Origin of the sequence: Reichenbachiella agarivorans (assembly GCF_025502585.1) — a bacterium.
Taxonomy (GTDB): Bacteria; Bacteroidota; Bacteroidia; order Cytophagales; family Cyclobacteriaceae; genus Reichenbachiella; species Reichenbachiella agarivorans.
Genome location: NZ_CP106679.1, coordinates 3,379,606 through 3,404,891, shown reverse-complemented (window position 1 = coordinate 3,404,891; position 25,286 = coordinate 3,379,606). Strand labels below are relative to the sequence as shown.

The 25,286-nt window shown below is 41.0% G+C and carries 22 protein-coding genes; 12 read left to right on the top strand and 10 right to left on the bottom strand.

Translation table 11 applies throughout. The features are described 5' to 3' along the window. Positions 1–98: 98 nt before the first annotated feature. Complete coding sequence (locus N6H18_RS14390; protein ID WP_262308976.1) at positions 99–416, bottom strand: thioredoxin family protein; 318 nt, start codon at positions 414–416, stop codon at positions 99–101. Between the two features lie 125 nt (positions 417–541). Here N6H18_RS14390 and N6H18_RS14385 point away from each other — a divergent pair, with 125 nt between their 5' ends. Together N6H18_RS14385 and N6H18_RS14380 are read left to right on the top strand one after the other, a co-directional pair. Further along, the gene (locus N6H18_RS14385) at positions 542–1,132 is read left to right on the top strand and encodes a beta/alpha barrel domain-containing protein (RefSeq protein ID WP_262308975.1); all 591 of its coding nucleotides are present in this window, start codon (positions 542–544) and stop codon (positions 1,130–1,132) included. A 3-nt stretch (positions 1,133–1,135) separates the two neighbouring features. After that, entirely contained in the window at positions 1,136–1,657 is a 522-nt protein-coding gene (locus N6H18_RS14380) for a hypothetical protein (RefSeq protein WP_262308974.1), read from the top strand. A 339-nt stretch (positions 1,658–1,996) separates the two neighbouring features. On the opposite strand, the gene N6H18_RS14375 is transcribed toward N6H18_RS14380, so the two are convergent. Next, positions 1,997–2,503, bottom strand: a complete 507-nt coding sequence (locus tag N6H18_RS14375) for an alpha/beta hydrolase (RefSeq protein ID WP_262308973.1) — start codon at positions 2,501–2,503, stop codon at positions 1,997–1,999. A 9-nt stretch (positions 2,504–2,512) separates the two neighbouring features. Beyond that, on the bottom strand, positions 2,513–3,328 hold the full coding sequence (locus tag N6H18_RS14370; RefSeq protein WP_262308972.1) for a 2,3,4,5-tetrahydropyridine-2,6-dicarboxylate N-succinyltransferase: 816 nt from the start codon (positions 3,326–3,328) through the stop codon (positions 2,513–2,515). A gap of 82 nt (positions 3,329–3,410) precedes the next feature. Between N6H18_RS14370 and N6H18_RS14365 the strand changes: the two genes are divergently transcribed. Next, on the top strand, positions 3,411–4,529 hold the full coding sequence (locus N6H18_RS14365) for a glycosyltransferase family protein (protein ID WP_262308971.1): 1,119 nt from the start codon (positions 3,411–3,413) through the stop codon (positions 4,527–4,529). A 7-nt stretch (positions 4,530–4,536) separates the two neighbouring features. Here N6H18_RS14365 and N6H18_RS14360 read toward each other — a convergent pair whose 3' ends face one another. Further along, a complete protein-coding gene (locus N6H18_RS14360) occupies positions 4,537–5,433 on the bottom strand; it encodes a hypothetical protein (protein WP_262308970.1) in 897 nt (298 codons plus the stop codon). Between the two features lie 126 nt (positions 5,434–5,559). Here N6H18_RS14360 and N6H18_RS14355 point away from each other — a divergent pair, with 126 nt between their 5' ends. From N6H18_RS14355 to N6H18_RS14325, 7 genes are all read left to right on the top strand, one after another. Then, on the top strand, positions 5,560–7,155 hold the full coding sequence (locus tag N6H18_RS14355; RefSeq protein WP_262308969.1) for an ABC-F family ATP-binding cassette domain-containing protein: 1,596 nt from the start codon (positions 5,560–5,562) through the stop codon (positions 7,153–7,155). Positions 7,156–7,306: 151 nt separating this feature from the next. Beyond that, positions 7,307–9,289: an OmpA family protein gene (locus N6H18_RS14350; RefSeq protein WP_262308968.1), complete on the top strand. Its 1,983-nt coding sequence runs from the start codon at positions 7,307–7,309 to the stop codon at positions 9,287–9,289. A 164-nt stretch (positions 9,290–9,453) separates the two neighbouring features. Then, positions 9,454–10,407: a DUF481 domain-containing protein gene (locus N6H18_RS14345; RefSeq protein ID WP_262308967.1), complete on the top strand. Its 954-nt coding sequence runs from the start codon at positions 9,454–9,456 to the stop codon at positions 10,405–10,407. A gap of 186 nt (positions 10,408–10,593) precedes the next feature. Beyond that, positions 10,594–11,475, top strand: a complete 882-nt coding sequence (locus N6H18_RS14340) for a hypothetical protein (protein WP_262308966.1) — start codon at positions 10,594–10,596, stop codon at positions 11,473–11,475. Between the two features lie 263 nt (positions 11,476–11,738). Then, complete coding sequence (locus N6H18_RS14335) at positions 11,739–13,514, top strand: TrkH family potassium uptake protein (protein WP_262308965.1); 1,776 nt, start codon at positions 11,739–11,741, stop codon at positions 13,512–13,514. A gap of 58 nt (positions 13,515–13,572) precedes the next feature. After that, the gene (locus tag N6H18_RS14330) at positions 13,573–14,259 is read left to right on the top strand and encodes a potassium channel family protein (RefSeq protein ID WP_262308964.1); all 687 of its coding nucleotides are present in this window, start codon (positions 13,573–13,575) and stop codon (positions 14,257–14,259) included. A gap of 200 nt (positions 14,260–14,459) precedes the next feature. Further along, positions 14,460–16,004 (top strand): GAF domain-containing protein, encoded by a 1,545-nt coding sequence (locus N6H18_RS14325; RefSeq protein ID WP_262308963.1) that lies wholly within the window; start codon positions 14,460–14,462, stop codon positions 16,002–16,004. A gap of 106 nt (positions 16,005–16,110) precedes the next feature. On the opposite strand, the gene N6H18_RS14320 is transcribed toward N6H18_RS14325, so the two are convergent. The 5 genes from N6H18_RS14320 to N6H18_RS14300 all read right to left on the bottom strand — a co-directional run bounded on the left by N6H18_RS14320 (position 16,111) and on the right by N6H18_RS14300 (position 22,798). After that, positions 16,111–17,442: an MFS domain-containing histidine kinase gene (locus N6H18_RS14320; RefSeq protein ID WP_262308962.1), complete on the bottom strand. Its 1,332-nt coding sequence runs from the start codon at positions 17,440–17,442 to the stop codon at positions 16,111–16,113. A 113-nt stretch (positions 17,443–17,555) separates the two neighbouring features. After that, positions 17,556–18,236 carry a DUF6989 domain-containing protein gene (locus N6H18_RS14315; protein WP_262308961.1) on the bottom strand — a complete coding sequence of 227 codons (681 nt, stop codon included), beginning with the start codon at positions 18,234–18,236 and terminating at the stop codon, positions 17,556–17,558. A 39-nt stretch (positions 18,237–18,275) separates the two neighbouring features. Further along, positions 18,276–19,490 (bottom strand): oxygenase MpaB family protein, encoded by a 1,215-nt coding sequence (locus N6H18_RS14310; protein ID WP_262308960.1) that lies wholly within the window; start codon positions 19,488–19,490, stop codon positions 18,276–18,278. A gap of 286 nt (positions 19,491–19,776) precedes the next feature. After that, on the bottom strand, positions 19,777–22,011 hold the full coding sequence (locus N6H18_RS14305) for a TonB-dependent receptor (protein WP_262308959.1): 2,235 nt from the start codon (positions 22,009–22,011) through the stop codon (positions 19,777–19,779). Positions 22,012–22,273: 262 nt separating this feature from the next. Continuing rightward, positions 22,274–22,798 carry a HEAT repeat domain-containing protein gene (locus N6H18_RS14300; RefSeq protein WP_262308958.1) on the bottom strand — a complete coding sequence of 175 codons (525 nt, stop codon included), beginning with the start codon at positions 22,796–22,798 and terminating at the stop codon, positions 22,274–22,276. 98 nt (positions 22,799–22,896) lie between these two features. On the opposite strand from N6H18_RS14300, the gene N6H18_RS14295 reads away from it, so the two are divergent. Continuing rightward, positions 22,897–24,267: an exonuclease domain-containing protein gene (locus N6H18_RS14295; protein ID WP_262308957.1), complete on the top strand. Its 1,371-nt coding sequence runs from the start codon at positions 22,897–22,899 to the stop codon at positions 24,265–24,267. Positions 24,268–24,518: 251 nt separating this feature from the next. On the opposite strand, the gene N6H18_RS14290 is transcribed toward N6H18_RS14295, so the two are convergent. Next, a complete protein-coding gene (locus tag N6H18_RS14290; protein ID WP_262308956.1) occupies positions 24,519–24,656 on the bottom strand; it encodes a hypothetical protein in 138 nt (45 codons plus the stop codon). Positions 24,657–24,853: 197 nt separating this feature from the next. Between N6H18_RS14290 and N6H18_RS14285 the strand changes: the two genes are divergently transcribed. Then, entirely contained in the window at positions 24,854–25,066 is a 213-nt protein-coding gene (locus tag N6H18_RS14285; RefSeq protein ID WP_262308955.1) for a hypothetical protein, read from the top strand. Positions 25,067–25,286: the final 220 nt, after the last annotated feature.

Sequence of the window (25,286 nt, the reverse complement as noted above, 5' to 3'; positions counted from 1 at the left end):
ATTTATTCTATTTAACATAATATTAATTATATAACAAACATAATAAAGAAGAAGGAGGTTGCTCCGAACAACCTCCTTTTTACTGCGGAATGATGGTCTTAGTTCAACTTCCCCAGCAGCTCTACGACTATTTCTTCTTTGCTGGTGAAGATGGTTTCTTTGAATTGTCCGCCTTCTACGATAGCGAATGATGGCAGATTAGATACACCTGCTTTGCCTCTGGCTTCTGGATTGTTTTCTGCATTGACGTTCAAAAACACCACGTCTGAGAAGCGCTCGTCATTGGCCAATCTCTTGAACTTAGGATTGAACAGCTTGCAGGCACCACACCAATCTGCATAGTACTTGATGATGGCTTTAGGATGAGCTGCCAATTGTGCATCCAATTCTTGATCTGTGATTTCTATTACTTCCATTTCTATTCTATTTAAAAAAACCTTGTTGATATTTTCATTAATTACATGGCAATTTTACGCCATAGTTCAAGCGAATGGTTTTGTTTTGTATAAAATTATTTGATTGACCAATTGTCAGTATTGATATGAATTTAAAAACTTTTGTAAAGGTGGGTAACGTGTCCAATCTCAGTGATGCTCGGTATTGTGCAGGATTTGGGGTGAATATGATTGGGTTCAACCTTGATAGCAACCAAGAAGATGCCATCGATACTACTACTGCTCATGAAATCATGGGTTGGGTAGCAGGTGTTGATTTTGTCATGGAGTATGGCAGCATGGCTTTGGATCAGATCGACGCAGTACATGATTCAGAAAATCCAGCCTACATTCAGGTAGATACAGTGGCAGTTGCCAACCAACTCACTGAGTTGTCCTACAAAGTGATATTCAGATTGACTGAAAGCCATATCGATCAGACCGGACTCTTGGATCAACTCTCCCCTCAAGTAAAATTCGTTTTGGTAGAGTCTGAGTCAGACTATGATCATATCAAGTCTCAAATCGGATCAATCAAAATCCTACGAGGCTATGATTTGACACCCGATAATATCGGGGAGATTGTAGATACTGCAGCATATTACGGGATTGGACTACTAGGCAGTCACGAAGAAAAACCAGGATTCAAAGATTATGATGAGCTGGCAGATATCTTGGAAGTGTTGGAGATAGATTGATGAATGATGAACGAGTTGATCAGCAGACTATCTGGCCCGGTTAGTAAACAAAAGTCCCTAGAAGTGGCTGCTTTTGTGATGACTGACCCTAGTCGTCTTGATACTTTGATCGATATCTTCTTGGGAGATGACCACCGCCTATGTCAAAATGCCGCCATGACGATCACCTGTCTTGTGGATCACTACCCTGGTTCTATTCACCCCTATATCACACGCTGCATCGACCAGTTGGACAAAAATCCGATCGATGCTGTCAAACGAAATGTACTCCGTATGCTGCAAGATCAAGAGACACCCGAAAGCCATCATGGTCAACTGGTACAACATTGTTTCGACTACCTCACCAATCGACAAACAGCTATTGCCATTCAAGTCTTTGCGATGTCCGTATTGGCCAATCTCTGTGATATCTATCCTGATCTGAAAAACGAATTGAGAATCATTGTTGAAGACATGATTCCAAATGGTAGTGGCGGGATTCAATCTCGTGGAAAGAAGATATTAAAGCGTTTAGCTCATGGCTAGATACCCAAATCCTTACCTCGCAGCTCTGAAAACGATTGATTATACACTGAGAGATAGCCAATGTACCCTTTCAAAGCAAGGACAAGCAGGTGTTTGATTTACTTACTCTCCAAGGACTTGAGAAATTCTACCACAGCAGTCCAATATCCTTCGTGATCATTATTTCTTACCCAGAGCGCGCTTGATCCATGATTACCAGAGGTTTCTTCTGGTAGATAGAATTGCTTGTTTGCCACTGAGATTACATCATAAATCTTCTCCCAATTTGGCTTTTCACTCTGAGCAGAAGTGATGAAAACAGGACACGCTATGTTGGCAGCACTTTGGGCAATCCAATCTTCAGGCTTGCCCTGTGATTTGAAAATACTCTCCTGGAGAAAAAGCCAATACGGCTTGTACTGCACTTGGGTAATCTCCCGCATATTTCAACACCAATGCTGCAGAATAGCTACTACCCCAGATGATCACTTTGTTGGTTGTTTGAGTTTGAGCATAAGTTGCGGCAGCTTCTATATCCTGATAGGCATCAGAATATTTGGTTTCACGCATCATGGCTCTGGCGTTTTGATTGGTTTCGTTGCGAATGCCATTGACCAAATTGCCTGATCGCAAATCTACGGCTAGACAATTGTAACCCAACCGATTGAGTGTAGGAGCAATTTCTAAGTACTCTCCTCTACTCCATCCTGCCTGATGAAAGAACACGATTATCGGAGCAGATTTGGGATGAGACAGATGCAAATCCGCTACTATTTCCACTCCGTCTGCTGCTTTGAATTTCACTGTTTCGGCAGCATAACTAACTAGACAAGAGAGAGATAATAGGATACTTAAAAATTGCTTCATGATATATGTTTATACAGCGACATTGTTTTCTCTCAACGCATCGTTCAGAGAAGTCTTCTTGTCGGTGCTTTCTTTTCTAGTACCAATGATGATTGCACAGGGAACGTTGTATTCACCTGCAGGGAATTTTTTAGCATAAGACCCTGGAATCACAACAGAGCGTGGAGGCACGACTCCTTTGTACTCAACAGGCTTGTCACCCGTCACGTCAATGATCTTAGAACTCATGGTCAATGTCACACCTGCACCTAGTACAGCCTCTCTACCTACCCTCACTCCTTCTACCACAATACATCTCGACCCAATGAAAGCATCATCCTCTATAATCACTGGAGAAGCCTGCACAGGCTCTAGTACTCCACCAATTCCTACTCCACCGCTCAAGTGCACGTTCTTACCGATCTGCGCACAGCTACCAACAGTCGCCCATGTATCAACCATCGTGCCTTCGTCTACATACGCACCTATATTGACATAAGAAGGCATCAAAATAGTGCCTGCAGAAATGTAAGCTCCATATCTAGCCACAGCGTGAGGCACTACCCTTACACCTAGTTTGTCATAGTCTTTTTTCAAAGCCATCTTGTCGTGAAACTCAAATGGGCCGACTTCTATTTTCTCCATTTTTCTCAATGGGAAATACATGATCACAGCTTTCTTCACCCAGTCATTTACCTTCCAACCATCAGCAGTTGGTTCAGCAGTTCTCAAGCGACCTTTGTCTAGTTCTTCGATTACATATTCGATCGCTTTGATGACCTCTGGTTGAGTCAATTTCGATCTGTCTTCCCAAGTTTCTTCGACTAATTTCTTGATGTCTTCCATCTTATTTGTAGTATTAAAATTTAAAAATGACTAAGTATCATTGGTGGGTAAAATCTCCGCAATATTACATACATTTGATTTCATGCCGAAGGAAAAAATTGCTTTCATTTCCCTACTCAAACCTGTAGACGACATTCGTTCTTATCGCAAGATGGCACGATCGCTTAGCTCAATGACTGGCTGTGAAATACACCTATTTGGCTATCCCAGCAAAAGCACACTCACAGATGAGTGCAATATCTTTTTTCATCCTCAAAGAACCTTTCGCCGACTTGGTTTGATACGCTTTTTTATCCCACTTATTATCCTGCGATCATTGATTAAACTAAAGCCTAAACTAATCATAGTTAACAGTCATGAATTACTGATAGTTACGATTATAAACCAAATTTTATTTGGCACGAGAATCGTGTACGATATTCAGGAAAACTACTACTACAATCTATGGTATCAGCAGGTTTACCCTCCTATACTCCGGCACCTCATGGCTATCATGATCAGGTGCAAGGAAAGACTGCTTGCTCCATTTTTTGATCACTTTTTCCTAGCTGAAAAGTGCTACCAAGAAGAATTGTCTTTTGTTCAATCTCGATCAATACTGATAGAAAACAAAGCACTGCCTTTGTCCAAAATCTACCCTCGCTCCGCAAACAAAACTAATACTACTACACTGCTATTCAGTGGCACGATTACTCAAAATACTGGTATAGACAAGGCACTAGAATTGACGAAAAGCTTGCAGACCATGGGTGACTTTGAATTACTTGTGACGGGGCATTGTCCAGTGCCAGCACTCTACAACAGGTTGAACAAGATGGAAGCACCTTGGCTGAGACTAAATATCTCACAGACTCCCCTTCCATATACAGTAATAGAACAAGCCATAGTCACGGCAGATATTGGTCTAATCTGCTATCAGCTCAACCCAAGCAACCAGCGGTGCATGCCCACCAAAGTCTATGAGTACGCTGCACAAGGTCTACCCATGCTCTATGAAAAAGACACACATTGGGAAACATTCATTGAAGAACATGCCAAGGGAGCCGTGATTGATTTCAAATCGAAAAATGAAGTAGCACTGAATGATGTATTGATACAAGTGCAGGAGTTTAAATCAAAAGAAAGAAAAACCTGTGATGCCGCGATGTGGATCCATGAAGAGCAAAGTTTTTTATCCCTTATGCAATCTCTGTTGTCTTAACATGGGGTCAATCCCCCATCCGGTAGAATTCTATTTCTTGACCATTTTCTCTCACTGCTATATGATTGACACCATATAAGATAATAGCGTAAGGTGGATCGATACTCTCAATAGATACTTTATCACCTGATTTCACTTCCAAGGTCAGACGCTCTCTCTGTCCACGATTGATAGACCACAAGTAGAAATGGTTGTTTACTTCATCAAAACCGATGAGACCTTTTCTGATATAGTTTTGCTCATTTGTATGCTCTACTTCAGAGTGGTTCCCTTCTATTTTGGTAAAACTCATTACAGTCTTATCATCTCCTTTGAACTGTCCATGCAAGGTAGATAGAATCGTCTTAGCATTTTGCTGTTCATCGTTCGTAGGTTTGATTTTGGATGAGAGCTCTATAGCCAGAGTCAATTTCGTCTTGATGGAATCAGCAGTCAACCTCAAACTGTCGTAGGCATGCGGAACAGGGATTTGCAGGAAAAATTCGTTGAAGGAAGCCACGCCATTTTTGGTACGCTTTATCTTCTTTTGGTTTCCTATCACATTGACTTGTACGACCTGACCAAACACAATTCTGCCTTGATCCTCATTGATGTCATGCACCTTGATGCTACTCGCATCCAAGTCTGACAGCAATACCTTGCGATCATAGTAGGTATTTCTAGTCAGGAAAGAAGGGCCATCCGACGAGGTATTCTTGATATTGACCAAACCCATCTCGGTATTATAGAAAAAACGATTGCTCCACCACTCCTGAGTCTGTGCGTTGTAATAGCTGATATTGATCTTCCTCTCCAACCATGAGATGGTTTCCGAAAGACTTTGTTGTTCATCTTGAGCTTGCAATTCGGCACTGGAAAAAAGAATCCCCCACGCGACTAGCAAAAAGAATAAGTACGGCTTCATTGATCAAACTTAATTCAGAATCATACAATTCAGGAGCTAAAGGGAATAAAATTGGAAGTGAACCTAGCGGATTTTTCCTATTGCCTAACAAATAATCTATCTTTGTGCCTTCAAAAAAACAGGCATATGATTTCAGCGAATAACGTCTCCTTGCAATATGGAAAGCGAATACTTTTTGACGAAGTAAATATCAAATTTACCGAAGGCAACTGCTATGGTGTCATCGGAGCAAATGGAGCCGGAAAATCTACTTTTCTTAAAATTCTATCAGGTGATATTCAGCCCAATACGGGCAACGTGACCATGGATTCAGGCAAGAGGATGGCTGTCTTGCGTCAAAATCACTTTGAATTTGATGAAGAGACCGTCATCAATACTGTCATGAGAGGACACACCGAGTTGTGGGCGATCATGCAAGAAAAAGACGCGCTCTATGCCAAAGCGGATTTTAGCGAAGCAGACGGAATCAGAACCTCAGAGTTAGAAGAGAAATTTGCTGAAATGGACGGTTGGAATGCCGAGCCAGATGCAGCGAGCCTATTGAGTGGTCTTGGTATCAAAGAGGACGAACACTACAATCTGCTAAAAGACCTAAATGGTAGCCAAAAAGTACGAGTGCTGTTGGCTCAAGCACTATTTGGCAATCCTGACCTATTGATTCTCGATGAGCCTACCAATGACCTAGATATACATACAGTTTCGTGGTTGGAAGATTTCTTACTTGATTTTAAGAATACAGTCATCGTAGTGTCTCACGATAGACACTTTTTGGATACTGTGTGTACCCACATTGCGGACATTGACTTTAGTGCCATCAAAATCTTCACAGGCAACTATTCATTCTGGTACCAATCTAGTCAGCTTGCTTTGAATCAGAGAAGTTCGTTGAACAAAAAGGCAGAAGAGAAAAAGAAAGAATTGCAGGACTTCATTGCAAGGTTTAGTGCCAATGCATCCAAATCCAAACAAGCCACATCCCGAAGAAAACTGCTTGACAAAATCAACATTGATGACATTCAACCCTCATCTAGGCGATATCCAGCAGTCATATTCAACCAAAGCAGAAAAGCGGGAGATCAAATTCTAGAGGTGAAATCACTCTCTAAAAAACTTGGAGACAAAGTATTATTCTCAGACCTAGATTTCTTTGTCAACAAAGGTGACAAAATTGCTTTCTTGGCGGACGACAGCATGTCGATTACCAACTTGTTTAAAGTACTGATGGAAGAATCCACTGCAGACGCTGGCACATTCAGTTTTGGTCAGACGATCACAGTCTCATACCTACCTAATGACAATGAGGAGTTTTTCAAATCAGATGAAAACCTAATCGACTGGTTGAGACAATACTCTGACGGAGAGAAGGACGAGGTATTCATCCGCGGATTCTTGGGCAAAATGCTCTTTTCTGGGGAAGAGACCTTTAAAAAATGCAGTGTTTTGTCTGGAGGGGAAAAAGTGAGATGCATGCTTTCCAAAATGATGTTGAAGGAGGGTAATGTCTTGATCTTGGATGAACCAACCAACCACCTAGACCTAGAATCGATTCAAGCCCTCAACAATGCGCTCAGAGATTTTCCAGGGACTGTGCTGTTCACCTCACATGACCATGAGTTTGTCCAAACGGTAGCCACGCGTATTATTGATCTGAAGGACGGCAAATCATATGCAGACAAACTCTGTACATTTGACGAATATATTCTCCTTACTAAAGAATCTTAAACAACTGTAATACAGTATGTTAAGCATCATTATTAAATTTACACGTTTAATAATGATGCTAATTTTCGTGTTTATCATTATTTTCACTCCACCGCATGATAACATCTGTATAAGTGAACCCGTAATAACGACACCCATACCAGTTATTTGAATGATGAAATATTATATTTTTTTTCTGTTATTGATTGGAAATCTGGCCTACGCGCAAGAAAGTAAAACAGACCAACGAATCAGCAAGAAGAAACTGATTGAGCAAGCAGATTACTACTTTTTTCAAGAAGATTTCAAAAAAGCATTGGAGCTGTACAATGTCATTTTGGATAATTACCCAAAAAATCACTACGTCCAATACCACAAATACGTGGCATATCAATTGACTGGCGGCAGGGACTCTACGCTAGATTCACTCAAAGAATATGAAGCCAACGAAGGTAGAACCGATAAGTTTTACAATTATTGGTTGGGGCGAATCTATCACAACAGATATGAGTTTGAAGAAGCTCAAAAGCACTTTCAGGCATTCTTAGATTTGGACATTTACAAAACCAATGAAATAGAAAAGGAGACTAAAGTCAGACTGGCAGAAGCACGCAAAGCACAGGAGTTCTATCTCAAATCCAGCGATTATGAAATAGTCAATATGGGAGAACCTATCAACTCCAAATACAACGACGTGTCCCCATCATTCTTTGCTGATCATGGTGAATTGGTATTCATGTCTTCTAGAGATCAGTTTGCATCAAACAGTGAAGAAGAAGGTGATAATTTCAACATCTACCACACCACCAAAGAGTCAAACAAATGGACGAAACCTACCAGCTTGTCTCACTTAGGTACATTCTCAGCCAACAATGCTAAAATCGAAGTGGTCAATAACCATGGCAGACTATTTATGTATCAGGAAGAAAAAAAAGGCCTCTACTTTAGTCATCCGGTCAATGACAAATGGGTCGCTCCTGTACAGTTTGATTCCCGCTTGGAAGAAAAGAAAATAGCATCTCATTTTTATATAGACGACTCTGAGACCATCATCTATTTTTCTGCGAAATCCGAAAAAGGAGATCTAGATTTGTACCAATCTATCTACAACCCCAAAAGCCAATCTTGGTCCTCTCCCATTTTGGTACCAGGCAAAGTCAATTCGACACGTAATGAGGATAGCCCGTTTTTATCTCATGATGGCAAAACACTCTATTTCAGTTCTGACAACTCAGAGTCTATTGGAGGATTTGATGTCTTCATGTCTGAATGGGACGAAAGCAACTATGGATGGAAGAAACCAGTGAATCTCGGATTCCCGATCAATACCATTGATAATGAAATCAATTTTCAATTCAATGAAGACAACATATCTGGGTTTTTCAGCTCTGATCGTCTACATGGCAAAGGAAAAATGGACATCTATTATTTCCATAAACAGGGTAAAGTTGTTATCAATGGTACAGTCTACAACAAAGCTACTGGCAAGCCTGTACCTAACGCTCGAATAGACCTGCGTCCTGTCAACTACGAGGATCAAAACTTCCGTACCACGACAGATAGCAACGGACGTTATGAAGAAGAGATTTTTGCAGAAGAAGAATTCAAGGTGCAGATTTATATCGGGAATCAGCTTGCATATACTGGCAAATTGCTCTCCGAACAGGCGGATCTTCACAAATCATTCGAACGAGATTTTCAAATAGACATCCCTGACAAAGTCGAGGAAACCAATTATGCAACTCTCTATGATAAAAACTCCGAATCAAAATACGAAGAAGTCAACATGCTCGGTAGCAAATTCAGAAAAGGAGAAAAAGCCATGCTGAAAAACATCTACTTTGATATTCATTCAGCTAACCTGACTTCAGAATCAGACGAGGTGCTATCTGCACTCTATGACATGCTCAAGAAAAGCCCCAATCTGAAAGTAGAAATCGGAGGACATACAGACAATACTGGGTCATTGGATGCCAATATGACGCTTTCTCTTGCCAGAGCCAATTCGGTGAAGAATTACCTGGTAAAAAAAGGCATACCAGCATCTCAATTGGTCACCAAAGGTTATGGCCCCTCACAACCCATTGCATCCAACGATGACGAGATCAATGGTCGGGAATTGAACAGAAGGATCGAAGTACGTGTACTTAATTGATATGTATTGAGATGAGCGGAGAATTATAAATATATTTGCACCAATTCAATTTTTGAACCCAAAAACATCAATTGACCTGCATTTGAAAAAAATCTCATCTCGTTACGCTCCTATTTTTCTTCGTCACCAATCTGGGTATTGCACACAATCGAGATACGGTGATCATGAAAAATGGTCATCAACTGACGGGGGAAATCAAGAGTATGGAGTATGGTGTCCTCAAAGTAAAAACTGACTACAGTGACAGTGACTTTGCTGTGAAGTGGGAAGAAGTAGTTGGACTGAAATCATCCACTACTTTCATCATCATGTTGACTACTAAATTTCGCCTTCGCGGTAGTTTAGGTATTGACCCATCTAATCCTAGCTACCTGATTATCTCTCCTACGGATGGATCTAAAATGTTTGCCAAGTCACAGAACATTGTTTACCTAAAGTCCTCAGAGGATAATTTTTGGGATCGATTTTCAGCTAATCTTGACGGTGGGTATACCATCACCAAAGCGAGTAATTCTAGACAATTATCTGTCAATGGTAGTGTCTCCTATGTAAACACTAAAATACAGACCGACATCTATTTTTCATTTTTGTATAACACGGTACGGGACACTGCGAATACCATTAGCACCTTGAGGAATAATTATGGATATAATTTCAAATATTTCCTCAACAAAAGCTGGTTTGTCATGGGTACTTCTGATTATTTACAAAGCGAAGAACAAAACCTTGCTTTACGTAATACTGTACAAGTGGGTATCGGAAAGCTCTTGCTCCGAAACCATCTTTTGTTTCTTAATAGTGCTGTCGGTGTAGCCTCAAACAGAGAAAAATTTATTTCAGATAGTAATGATGATGATCACACAATGGAGGCATTTGCAGATGTAGAATTAAATGGCTTTGGATTTAAAGATTTTACTATCACTTCCAAGTTACAAGCATTCCCTAGTCTCTCTAACAATAAAAGAATACGGTCGATATTCAGTTTTAGTATCAAGTATGATCTCCCGTTGGATTTTTATGTTGGATTCAATACCAACCTCAATTTTGATAATCAACCTGGAGAAAATGTATCTGAGTATGATTATGTCATTCAAACCACTATAGGGTGGAAATTATGATTGCATCCATATAAATAAGACATTTCACCTACAATAAACCACCTAACTTATAGTGATTTTACCTATATCTATAAGTAAACACATGATTTTCACTGTGTTTTAACAACTAATTCTTGCTTTTTTTAACGTGATTTAACATATTGATAACAATTAAGAGATATCAATCACTTAAAAAAACCTAGCAGCATGAAAGACTACTACACTATCAGATGTATTGCGTCCGCAATACTCGTATTCATGACATTTACTGTCTATGGTCAAAGCGAAAATTTTGACAAAGGGAAGGCAGCTTTTTTGGATGGAAAGCACAGAGAAGCCTTAACATTTTTGAATCAAGCTGTGCACAACGACAAGTTTTTAATGAAGGGAAAAGACATCCCAGTTGCCTATGCATACTTAGCAATCATTAGAAATGAGCATCTATCCAAAAAATTAGAATTAGGAAATGTTTCTATGATTCAGCAAAGTCCAGGGCTACTAAACTCTACCATTAGTGATGTAACTAATGCTCTAAAATACCAAGATAATAGTTCGAAATCTCTGGTAAACAAAGCCTATAACCAGATGATAGAAAATGCCATGCACATCGGCAAAATAGTGACTGACTCGTTGCTCTATTTGGATTTGGAGACACAGGTAGAAGAAGCAAAATCTTTGGCTTTGATATTGAATTATGAACTAAAGGACCTATCAGATATTGACAAAGATAATTGGGAACTACATGACATGATTGGCTTATCATACTATATACTAGATGAACCAGATTTGGCCATGCTAGAGTTCAAGCGTGGACGTGATATATACAATGACCAAGCTGAAACTAAAGTTTCAGACCTTCATTTGTACAACTGTGTATATAGCACCAAATACAACTATAAAGTATCAAAGAACTACCAGGAAGCGTACAATGCTTCTGTTGATGGGCATAAGATCATCATGGTATTGATGGATCAGGTGAATCCAGATAGCCTGAGTCACCTCAAAAACCTTGCAGCCATTGATGGGACATTCAGCAGTATCCAAAGTAGAGTAGAAAATATGAACATCATATCATCAAATAAAGAATAGTAGGTGTGAACATTGGGATTATCCAATTGATCTGAATGAGATAGAATCAACAAAATTTTAAATGGAAGGTCTGGGCTATTGCTCCGACCTTTTTATCTTTCTATGCACAGTGGCCTTGCAAAATGGGATCATGCCATCCTGATTACCAAAACCTATTTTGGACTAGAAAGTAAATTCTTGATTATCCATAAAAAGGAAGAGCCGACCTTTCAGGATTGAAGATTTTAGCTGATATTTAATTTTTAAATCCTTGACATCTCAACTTGAACAACCACAACCGCTCAATACTGTCTACAAAATCAAAATGGATCAGAGGTATTAGGGCGTTACCATTTTGGTTGACCTTGCTCGCTACCTTACTTCTGATTTTTGACTTTGGGTTTGATCAGTCACTACAGATTGAGGAGTATTTAGAAACCGTGTATGCCATTGCGTTGATTGCAGCGATCATATCGATGCTAAGTAGGTACTTGTATCCCAAATGGCGGCCTCCTGCCAAAGTATGGTTCATCGATCTGGTTCTGATGTTGTTTCTACTTGCCATAGTGGGAGATTTCTATATGGGAGTAGAAATTGGCATCCTGGATGTTTCCGAATGGTTTGTCATCACCATTTTGCTGGCGTTGACTAGAGAGTTTTCGGCATTGCGCATCAGTTTCAGGATGGAGTATTTCAATCCTGCCCAGCTTTTTATTCTGAGCTTTGTCATGATCGTTATCATAGGCACTGGTTTTTTGATGTTGCCCAAGGCAACCTATGATGGGATTTCTCTATTCGATGCGCTTTTTACCTCTACCAGTGCGGTATGTGTGACGGGCTTGATTGTGGTGGATACGGGGAGTTATTTTACTCCTTTTGGACAAACTATGATAATTGCTCTGATTCAAATGGGTGGTTTGGGGATTATGACATTTACGAGTTACTTCAGTTATTTCTTTACAGGTGGTTCTAGCTACGAGAATCAATTGTTACTTAGGGACATGACCAACTCCGAAAGGATAGCTGATGTGTTCAATACCCTGAAAAGGATCTTACTGGTGACCTTTGCCATTGAGTTGACTGGAGCGGTCTGTATCTATTTCAGCTTGGATCCCTCTACCTTGGTATCGGTATCCGATAAAATCTTCTTTTCGATCTTTCACTCCATATCTGCATTTTGCAACGCAGGGTTCTCTACACTCGCCAATAGCTTGTATGAAACAGAATATAGGTTCAACTACCCCTTACATATTTCTTTGGCCTTGCTATTTACTTTGGGAGGCATTGGATTCCCAATCATTTTCAATTTATCCCAATACCTGAAACACATCATCATCAACCGTATCTGGTTTTTCAACAGCAAGCGACGAATCATTTATATCCCTTGGGTGATCAATATCAATACTCGCATAGTTGTGATCACGAGTGCTATACTGATTACAGTAGGGACAGTCATGTTTTACTTCATTGAGTACAACAACACCCTTGCCGAGCACAATGCCTGGGGCAAAGTGGTGACTGCCTTCTTCCTAGCTACAACTCCCCGCACGGCAGGTTTCAATACGGTGGATATGTCAGCCCTGCAATTCTCCACGGTCATGTTTATCTTTCTACTCATGTGGATTGGCGCATCTCCTGGATCAACTGGTGGCGGTATCAAGACGAGTACGATTGCCATTGCCACCTTGAACTATTTCAGTTTAGCCAAAGGAAAAAACAGAGTGGAACTGTTCCGCAGAGAGGTAGCCGAAATCTCTATTCGACGTGCATTTGCATTGATTTCACTCTCTTTGGTAGTCATTGGGTTCGGTATTTTTTTAATCTCGGCCTTTGATCCAAATACAGATTTGCTATCCATCGCCTTCGAATGCTTCTCGGCATATAGTACAGTGGGCCTGAGTCTGGGAATCACAGCAAGTCTGTCCACGGCTAGCAAGTTTGTATTGATAGCCACCATGTTCGTGGGCAGAGTGAGTATGCTGACCTTGCTCATTGCGGTATTGAGGAAAGTAAAATATCAGAATTACAGCTATCCGACCGAAGAAATATTGATCAACTGATGGTTCAATACTGTGATCAAAGTAGAGACAATTAAAAAATGGAGATAAACTGACGAAAATGAAATATGTAATCATAGGCCTTGGCGTGTTTGGGTCTTCCCTAGCCCAAAAATTGACCCAATCTGGTAATGAGGTGATTGGTGTTGACAACAAGATGAACAAAGTAGATGCCATCAAAGAGAAGGTTACACATGCGATATGCTTGGATAGTACAGATCCAGTAGCTGTCACCAACCTGCCACTTAGAGACACTGATGTGGTCATCATATGTATTGGCGAAAACGAAGGTGCCAACATCATGGCAACGGCCCTCATGAAAAAACTGCAAGTCAAACGACTAATCAGTCGTGCAGTGTCTCCTCTCCATGAAACCATCCTAGAAGCCATGGGGGTAGACGAAATCGTCCATCCCGAAGAAGAAACTGCTGATCGCTGGGCCAACAGACTAGATATCTATGGTGTCGTCGATTCTTTTCAGCTCACACGAGAATACAACATCATAGAAGCAGCCGTGCCTGAAAAATATGTAGGAAAGAACCTGCTGGAACTAGATTTCCAGGAGAAGTTCAATGTCGTAGTGATGTCTACACTACGAATCGAAGAAGAAAAAAATCTGTTGGGAGTCAATAAAAAAGTAAAGAAAGTCCAAGGTGTGGCGTCTGCCAGTACCGTATTGAAGAAAGACGATATATTGGTCTTGTATGGCAACATCAATAACATCAAAAAACTATTGGCTGAAGGGTAATCTGAGTCCAATTTTTGAATTCTAGCAAAACATCACTCAAGTCTGTTTTCGTTATTGAAATCAGTGCGTTAAGCTTCACGTTTGATTAAATCGTTCAAAATAGAGACTGGAAAAATAAGAATCGTTTTGATTCCTAGTTATTTTTTGTAGATTAAGATACCAACCTCTAAAACCCATTTACATTCAATCAGAAAGAAGAAATGCAGTGGCTCAAAATGACCGATTACAAAATTCAATCTAAAGCAGTATTTCAATACGTTTTAGTCGGTCAACTGCTGATAGCCTTTTGTCTTCTTTTGGCTGACCTCTTTGTCGATCTCAAATCTGGATCGTTACAGGCTTACACCTTGTATTTTTTTGCATCCGCCATCGTTGTCCTCATCGGTTTCAACAATGCCAAATCCAATTGGAGTCGTGCATTTATTCCCATATTGGAGTTTGCCATGGGAGAGCATGTTTTTCTTTCCACTCCCCAATCGTTCCATGTGATACTTTTTTGGTTCTCATTGATTCCCGTTATTTCTTTGATCTTGCAAGGTCTCAGAGCTTCTCAGATCTGGTCAATTGTTATTTTTATAACCTTCATTTTCAACTCGATATATCTTCAATCTATGCGAGGGGATAGCTACGAAATGGTTATTTTCAGACTTCCAACTTTTATTGGAGGATCCATTTTTTTAGCTTCAGTATTGATTTCTATCTACCTATTGTACAATCTTTTGGGCAATGCCTATTACAGATCTATTGAGAAGAACAAAGAATTGATCAAGTTGAAAAACAGCCTAGAGGAGAAAAAAAACCTCATGCAAGACTACAATGCGGCCATGTTGGAATTGTCTAGAAACCCAGATGAATTCAAAAGTTTGACTTCTTTGTTTGAAAGTATTGCTAGTATCATATACGAACTTTTGCAAATCAATCGTGTGAGCATATGGTTATACACTCATCATGGGGATCAAATAGAGAGGAAAATTTTGCTTCAGGATGGAAAAGTAGAAATAGATGATGTCAATATCCAAAGAAAACATTTTCCTAAATACTTTGATGCGTTAGAAAAGAAACCATTTATCATGGCGACTTTGGCCGAAGAGCATACTGATACCCAGGAGTTTACAGAGTCCTATCTGAAGCCTAACCATATCATCTCTATGCTAGATTGCCCTATTGTGTTGGATCAAAAAGCCATCGGAGTGATCTGTTGTGAGCAAACCAATTATGCACGCGCTTGGGTAGCTGAAGACACCTTGATCACGCAATCGTTGGCGGATTTTATAGCCCTGCACTTCAAGAACGAGCGTATCAAGGACTTGATGACAAAACTCCAGAATCAAAACCAAGAACTGTCCTTGCAGAGCAACGAAATAGCCAGTATGAACAGGGAGTTGCACAGCTTGAACCAGAAATTGATCGAGTCCAACGGATCTCTGGAGTCAACTGTAAGAAAACGTACAGAAGAGTTGATTAAGCAAAACAATCAACTCAAAGAATACGCCTTTGTGAACTCACACATGCTCCGGGCTCCACTTTCTAGTATTTTGGGGATCTCTAGTTTGTTGCAAACCCGCACAGAACTGCAAGCCGATCAAGAGCTCATAGATGCGCTCTACAAATCCACAGATGATCTAGATCAAGTCGTCAGAAGTATCAGTACTACCTTGGAGGATGGAAGCAACTTGACGCGAAAAGACATCGACTTCATCATCAATCAGCGCTTCAAACAAACGGAAGCAAAACGCAATAAGTAATCTGAAAATGTGCTCTTGTAAAAATGCAGTTGGCAATTGCTCTTGCCAGACAGCGGTAGTACATCCTTGCATCTGAGCGTTTGCTCAGAGCATACTCATCATGCGCTTAGTGTTTGATCGGAAAGGAAACTGCAAAGATAGAACCTCCATTTTGAGCATCTTCGTACCACACTTTGCCTTGCATCAGTTCTACATAGCGTTTGACCAAAGAGAGTCCAATACCTGCAGAACTCTCCCCTGCTGTAGGTCGGGCACTGAGTTTGGAGAATTTCTTAAATAACCTGTCTTGCTCCTCTTCTTGTATTCCAGGCCCTTGATCTATTACTTGAATGAGGACTTGATCTTCTATATTGGACAGTACTACGATGACTTTGGTATTTTCATACGAAAACTTAATGGCATTGGAAAGTAGGTTCTCAAAAACCAAGGTTAAGTATATTTTATCAGCTTCAATTTCTCCATAAGACAGTTGGTTGTCGAGTAGAATGTCAATCGCTTTTTTTCGACCTGTCTCTCTCATCAATTGGATCAAATTACTCAACATAGACGCAACTTGAATCCGCTCATTGTTGACCATCAAATCACCTTGGCCTGAGGCATCCATTTCCAACACCTTCATGATTAAATTCTGAGCATTGACTGAAGATTGATGGATCAAATTGATAAAATTCTCATTTTGATCTGGCTCATATTTGCGTTGGATAAATTCCGCTAAACTCGTGATATTGGATAATGGATTTTTCAAATCATGGGCAAGGATTCGAATAATATATTCCTTTTCGTCTATCAACTTTTGTAGCTCTGTAGATTGAATGCCGATCGTTTCTTTTTGAGCTCTGAGTACTTCATTTTTATTCTCCAATATTTTGAGCGCTTCTGCTTGTATAGACTCAAATACAAAGGCAATAAATAAAACAATCAACAACAATCCTGGTAAGACAGAAATGTACCATTCTGTTCTCATAGCCACATTGTACTCGACAGGTAACTCTACGTGATTGTATGCCAAGTACCCAAACCAAAGCATGGCAAAAAAGGAAATAGCACCCCAAATCAATCCAGAGGTTCTGTTGACCACCAAGAGAGCCAATACAGGAATAGAAATAATCCAAGGATATAAGGCCGACCATACTCCACCTGAAAAATAGGCTAGTATAAGGATGGCAAAGGCTCCCACGAAAACAAAAATATTTCCAGAAATCGAAATTGGAAGTTTGGTTTTTGACAACAAGGGTAACAACAAAAAACTAGTCACATTGAACACCATCAAATAGACTCCTTTGTCATATTCAAAAAACATGCTCATCCAGACGTAAGAGGACGAAAACAAACTCGTCAACCAACAGGCACGAACAAAAAGTCGGGCATGTCTAAGATGATTACTATCACTAAAATGTACAGGATGGATGAAGAAATCTATTGCTGATGCGATCTTCATTTAGTATCAATTAATCTTTTCTCAACTCTAATATATCTATTATTATTCCCTAAGATAGGAATTCTATGTTAGTACTTGTGATTATTATAAAGATTCTCCTAGTCCAGCAGTTCTCAGTGTGCAATGGTAAAGGCAAGAATAGCACTGATCAAAATCCAAACACCTTCTGCCAATCCAAGCAAAACGGCCTTTGTGGGCTTATGATGCTCGGCATAATAGATTACCAGAGGTAGTGACAAGGATATCAAAGCTTCACAGATAATCACATAGACAGGTGCATTCAATATCATCGTCGTGTTGTCATGGTACCACCACCAGCCTGCGTCTTTGGCCAAGTGTTCGTACAATGGGATATACATCCCTCCAGCTATACCCAGAATAATCGACGCTTTCCAAAGATTAGTCTTCTGGGTCAACAACACGCCAATAAACCCCAACTGCAAGATCACGTTGGACCATGCAAAGGGCATGTAGGCAGGAGAGCTCCATATCATCCATTCTTTGCTTGGATACACCAGACTATCAATCCACTCTACCAAATAGTGATCGGTCACCAGTTCCATAACTCCTGCCACGGTCCCAAATATCACCAACTTGAGAATCAGTGGGTTCTTCTTGCTCAGGGCGTAGTACCAATAAAAGCCATAGAGTGAATAGGTGATGATACTAGCTGTAACAGGACCTGCTTCTATGATCGATGCTCCCAATGACCAAAGAATCAATACGGCGGATGATACCAAAATATACTTTGTGGTTTTGAAATCCAATCCCTCGACTACCTCAGTGTTTTTCATAGGTTTATTATTCAGTTTGGCGCTATGCGCTAAATATGATCAACAATCTTCTAGTTTCCAATCTTTCTTCAGCGATGGAGGAATGAAGAAGTGCACTTTCTTTCCTCCATTGTAAAAGCGAATGATGCCTTCCAGCATCAAACGATTGAAGGGAGGCGCTATCTTTTGAATCAAATCCCAATGGGCGATTTCGCTGATATGTCCCACCAAAAACTTCGCCATAGACAGCACGATCCTGTCTTTGGTGTCTGGTTGATCATCTACTCCTATGCATTTTGCCAAATTCACTCCAGAGGCTTCCGAAAAATCTTTCAAAAAATAGGACATCAGGTAAGCTGGCACTTCATCAAAAGTGTTGACGGGGATGATGTGGTTGATGAATCTGATGCATGAGCTAGTCAGTGCCTGTCCTGCCTCGGATTCTTGGGCCTGATGCTTCAATATTCGGGTAGCAAGATCAAAACCCTCTTCGTAGGAGTCTGGCAGCAATTTCGCATCTATACCCATCAGGTAGCCCACTACCTTCCAACAGTGCATGTAAGATTTAATTTCAGAATCACTCAGCTCTACCTTGAGGCGCTTCAGTCCAGTCAAGATCACAGGACCAAAAGACATCAACGTACCCGCTAGGTCTTCCTGATTGATTGGTTCTCCCAAAGTCTTTACATCCCAAACATGACCATGGCGCTCCTTCTTGAGGAAATATCTGATAGAAGCATGTATCAGTCGAACTTTTTGGATCGTCACGAGCCCTCTGCCGTCGGGCAACAATCCCCCAGGCGACAACACATTGGCTACCATCTGTGCCGTCTCCATCAGTCGACGTGCCAATGGATCTACGTCCTGATTGTGTGTCAGCAGTCTTCCCGTTTCAAATAGCACCTGGGCACCCTTCGCACAGGTATAGCACATCGGTAAGGAACTCACGTTGAGCAGCATGAATATCTCTGGCCCAAACTCACCAAATACCCTCTCTCCTTCTAGTATTTGATCCATATTCGCCCATTCGGGCAAATGATTGGTGCTGCGAAAATAATCGTTGAGCGTAAGCGCTAATGATGCATCCAGCCCAGAGAAAGTGTCTTGATCAAAGCTATCATTTTGAACCAAGACCATAAATATCTGGTTGATTTGCGACTCAAAGCCTGAGTCAATGATCTTGCGGACCGTGTCGTCGGCCAAAGGATCTGTCTGCAAACGAAACGCATCTAAGGTCTGCGCCGTGATGTAATCTTTGTCAAATGTCAAACTCATGTCATGTACTTGTTCCTATCAAATCGTGAATATAATCTTGATTTTGCTAAGCAAGCAAGCATATGACATATTGGTTGAGTAAATTCTATCCCATCATATTTAGCTTTCCCATGCTCGTTTGGCGCAACGCAATGAGAATGAAGTGTTTTCAACATGACTCACCATCCAGATGATTCTGAATCTTCCATACTGCATATATTTTGGTTGCCTAGCAAGCACAGATCCACCCTACTAAGTAGATGTTTCCACCATAAAATATCTCAAGGAAGAGGAGATTTCTCTGACATTAAAAGAAAATGGTAAAACCCGCTTTGGCAAAAAATGGGGTGCCAGGTGTAAAATGGATTTCTTCGACTGGTTGAGGCTCTGTCTCTAGACGTGATTCGGTGAGAAATTGGGCTTCCTTCCATTCTTGGTTGAGTAGGTTTTCCACAGTCATGCTGATCTGGTATCTAGGACGTGTATAATTGATCATAGCATCCATCACGAAATAACCCTCAGCTACTACACTGTTGTCTTCATTGGCTGCACGATCACCTAGGTAGCGGTATCTCACACTCCCTGTCCAGCCAGTCTTAGAATCAAAGCTCAACCCGCCTATACTGGTAAAAACAGGTGCTAGTGGGATGAATTGCGCCTCTTCTGGTTCATCGACTGATCGCGCTTTGGTATAGGTCATGTCTAGGTCTGCAAACAACCAAGAGGTGAGCTCTGCTCTGACTGAGAGGTCCAAGCCCTTTCGGTTGGTTTCCCCTCCTGCTTCGACAATTCCCTCATCTCCTACGTAGACAAACTCCTGATCCAAATCCAAATTCCATAGCGTCACATTCATCGCCAACCAAGGTGCAGGTTTGAAGAATACCCCTATATCTTGTCCATATGCCTTGGGCAATATTTCTTGGCCATTTTGCGCCACCACGACACGGGTATCATTGGAGTGGAAACCTGAACCTGCCTTCATGAAGAAACTCAAATTTCGACCTGCTTGATAGTTGAGTCTTGCTTTGGGACTCCATATTCCTTTGTCCTCAGATTGGTGAGTTTGATCCAGTCGATTGTTATAGTCAAAAAACAAATGATCATACCTGATTTCTGCATCCAAAACCAGTTGTGGCAAGAGCGTAAAGGACTCTCCTAAATATACACCTGCATTGCCTTGCTTGACATCTCCTCTTGCCATATCTGACAAGACTTCTTTACGGTCTTTGGTGTGAGACAGTCGGATATCATCGACCCAATCGTAGCGCATGGTTGCGCCCAATTTGGATTCCAGTTTGACACTACCTAGGTAATCATGCCGCTGGTATTCCCCCTTGTATCCCAATATATCTCTGGCTTCACTTTGAGTGATTTGATCGCCATTGATAGGATCATTGAGAAAAAAGGTGAAATTGGACACTAGATGAAACTGATAATGACTGTAATACAACTGATTGCTGAGTGTCGCAGTACCCAAGTCCTGCACCAATTGGAGATTGAGGTTGCTCCTAGAGGTTCTACCTCCCTCTGTGGGATCAATAGATCCAAAGCGAGAGATTTGACCACTTTCCACAGCTCGGACAGGAATCTGACCAGATGCTGACCATTGACTGTAAAAGGTAGAAACTGTCGCTGTAAATCGAGTCTTTTCATCGAATTCATTAGAGTATTTGGCCATCCCATTGTACCTACGAAATCCCTGCTTGCTCTCAAAATAACCATCAGAACCAAACAATTCGCCTGCGACGAACAATTGATCTCTGCGGTCAGTACGCGTGTTTCCTAGCAAATTGAACATACCTACTGTTCTAAATGTACCATACTGTCCCACTTCGAGTTTGATCAAATTCTTATCTGTGTGATCCTTGGTTTTGAACGAAACATAACCTGCCGTGGTAAAATCTCCATACTCCGCATCATGAGGACCTTTGTTGAAATCTACCCTTTCGATTGTCTCAGGGATCAAAAAATGCAAGTCAGAATAACCCTGTCCATGAGCATGAGATGGCATATTGACAGCCATGCCATCTACTGATATAGAAATATCCGTCCCGTGATCTATGTCAAAGCCTCTGAGGAATATTTGCTCTGCCTTGCCGCCACCTGCATGCTGTGCGATGAACAAACCTGGTATATAGCGCAGAATCTCTTGCGAGGAATTGATAGGTCTGACTGACAAATCATATTTTGAGAGACTATGAATAATCTCAGTATCATCAGGTGTAATGACCACATTGGATAAGCTGATACTGCCTTCCTTCATTTGAATCACCAAAGGCACTTGGATGTCTCTTACTGCTATTTGCTGGGCAGCATAGCCCACATAAGTAACATGCAGAAGTATTGTATCAGCACTCACTTTCATTGCAAACTTGCCAAAACTATCAGTAACCACTCCTAAACCAGATTGACTCTGAACTGTTGCACCTGGCAGTGCTCTGCCTTGTGCATCACGAACTATACCACTCAACAACCTATCCTGAGCATGCCCAGAAATGAAAAAAAGACAAAGGATAATAACTAAAAGGGTTGATTGTTTCATAGCTGGAGACATATTAAATACCAAATGACCGTTCGATGGCTTAGTTGCTGTGATTCTGAACTCAAAGAAAATAGAAATTATTGCCACCAATATACATGTATCCATAGACGGCTCTATTTTGATTCAATCGGAGAGTCCCTCTATCAAGATGATTTGAGATGAAATGCCAAAGATCTCAACATCAACCATCTCATTTGTACCGATGCTATTTTTAGATTTCCCTCTCCATTTATAAGAGAGAATATGAAACATTCATTAAATGCTAAGACTCATCAGATACAAACGCCTGAAGATCAGCAAGAATCTCTTCCACCTCCCTCTTTTTGAGTGTAAACAACTCGTCATGCTTCACATTGTTGGTATAGTGATTCCAATGCTTGGTGGCTTTTTTGATGACTCGTGCTGTGATGTCAAAATCCTTGTGATCCAACAAATCCTTGGCAATCATAGATACTTTGAATCCACCAAACAAGTAGTATTTAAACAACTCCACATAGTAGTCACTTACATCAAACCCTTCGAGCTCGGCAAGCAACTCTCCTTGTTGGCTGCTATTTTCTTTGTCCTGAATGGCATCCATCAGAGGAGCCAAACCTGCGGCATTGTTGGTCATATGTGCCATGGTTCTAGCTGCCAAATAACGAGACTCAGGATTGGGGTTTTTCAAGAGGACTATCATCGCTTGCAGAACTTCTTCTGAGCCTATTCTGGCCAGAGAGTCTGATACTTCATATGCTTTGTCGCTCAGTTCTCCTGAGATTTTCGCAACCATTGCGTGAATGTCCATACTTGTGCATTTATGTAGAGATCAAAATTAGTATAAATTGTCAGGGCAAGGCCTATCTCATAGTTGGTTTTTGAAAAGCATCTCTATCTTTGGCGTCCATGCCTCAAGAATATGCCATCATCGATATTGAAACCACAGGACGCAGTGGACTTGGGCAAAAAGTCACCGAAATCGCCATCATAGTCCACGATGGGCAACAAGTGATCGATCAATACCAGACATTGGTCAATCCCGAAACCTCCATCCCCTACTCGATTACACAGCTCACGGGCATCCATGATGAGATGGTAATGCACTCTCCGAAGTTCTATGAGATCGCTAGAAAAGTCTATGAAATGACCGAAGGGCGCATCTTCGTTGCTCACAATGTGGCTTTTGACTATGGTGTCTTACGTAGTGAATTTGCCAGTTTGGGAGGAGAATTTGAGCGTAAACAGCTTTGTACAGTCAAACTATCAAGAAAACTACTACCAGGACACGCTTCTTATAGTTTGGGCAAATTATGCAGCGATCTAGGTATCTCTATCCAAGGTCGCCACCGCGCCTTTGGTGATGCCGAAGCAACAGTTAAGCTACTTGACATCCTCTTCAAAAAGGCAGACGACATGGGTATCGAAGAATTTAGTCTGGAAGGTATTGCCAATCTACCCAAAATTCCTCCGATGCTGGATCGAGAGGTCTATCGCAGCTTGCCACAGGCAACTGGTGTCTATTACATCTACGATGCATCACAGACACTGGTGTACATAGGCAAAGCCAAAAACATCAGACAGCGTCTACTCTCTCACTTCAATGACAAGAGTCGAAAGGAAAGAAACCTCTTTGAAGCTACCGCGGATATACAGTATGTATTGACAGGTAGTGAATTGATCGCGTTGCTCTTGGAGTCAGACGAGATCAAAAAACACCAACCCAAATTCAACCATGCACTCAAGCAAACCAAAGCTACCCACGGCCTTTATGCTTATGAAAATCAACTGGGTATCCTGCAACTCAACATCGCCAAAATACAGGCTGGAAGCATGGCCTTGACCACCTTTGTAGGACTGGCCAGAGCCACCAAGTTCCTAGAGAGTGCCGTGGAGTCTTACATCCTCTGCCCCAAATACTGCGGTCTGGAGAAGACCCAAGGCAGTTGCTTTGCCTCTAAAATCAAAAAGTGCAAAGGCGTATGTGCAGACCGAGAATCCGTCGCAGACTACAATGCCCGTGTCGAAACACTGATCAATGACCTCATCCTCAGAAAAGAAGATTTTTTCATCGAAGAAGTCGGTCGTAACTCAGACGAAATCGCAATTATTCAGATCAAACAAGGTGAATACCAAGGCTACGGATACGTCCCTCTTGCGGATCAAAACATCAACTATAATGGGTACGACACCTACATCCAGCCCAAGTCCAACGACCCAGACACTACCCGAATCATATTGGGATATTTGAAAAAAAGGAGATCGGAAATTTCATCATAGGACGAATAAACATCTGATAATCAAACTATTTTGTAGCGGAAGTTAATTATCCACAACAAGTCTACAAGGTGTGTTTTGGATAGTTGTAGAGGTTACGCGTGCTATTGCGGGATGCATGACATTTACTGGTTTCCTGTCTCATTTGAGAGAGAATTTCAATGATTCCTACCAGCATCCGCATATCAAACTATCAAAAAAAAGAGGTTGTCTCAAAAGTATGAGACAACCTCTTTTCTATTCCATTGGGACGATTACTTTCTAGTGAGTCTTGTATTTACCTCATTTTCTAGTTGAATACTGGTCTGGATCAGTTTGCTAGATTCTGCATTTAGCTTTTCGATCAGTCTCATCATGTCTTCGATTTGATTCAATTGCTGTACTCTTTTCATGGCTGTTTGTGTTTATGCTTTTTTAAATCTCATGACAAACATAAAACAAAACTTTATATTTAAGTACTTATTAATAATGTTTTTGACAAGAAAGTTTATACATACACTTAATTCATTGGCTCTAAAACATATAGTTTTCTTGTCGAATTGAGATAAATTGACGGTCTTTGCGTTTGAATCAGGGTTTTCAGACAATTATGAGTGCTCCCAAACATATATTTACGGTCATCAAAGAAGGTGATATCAAAACTGCATCGACACTCAAGGGTGCTGCCGATTATGCAGGCGTATCTTATCAACACCTGCTACAAACCAAGGCAAAAGGACTGCAAGTGGGAGATTCTTTCGAAATCAAAGGCTGGACTTTTTACAAAACAGAATTGCTTCGTGCAGAAAGAAGAAAATTGTAACTTCCTTTTTATGAGATAGATAACCCCTCTCCTTTCCTCCCCTAGCGGGTGATCCCCCTACCCAAGACTCAATGTCTACCTACAATCTAGATTTTACTGTTTGTTTGCCAGTCATGAATAAGTATGATCATCTCATGCAATGGGTCTAGCTATTCTCCCAAAATGAGACTACTTTTCTAATATTAAGAATGGACATCCATTTGCAACTATTTTTTCACCC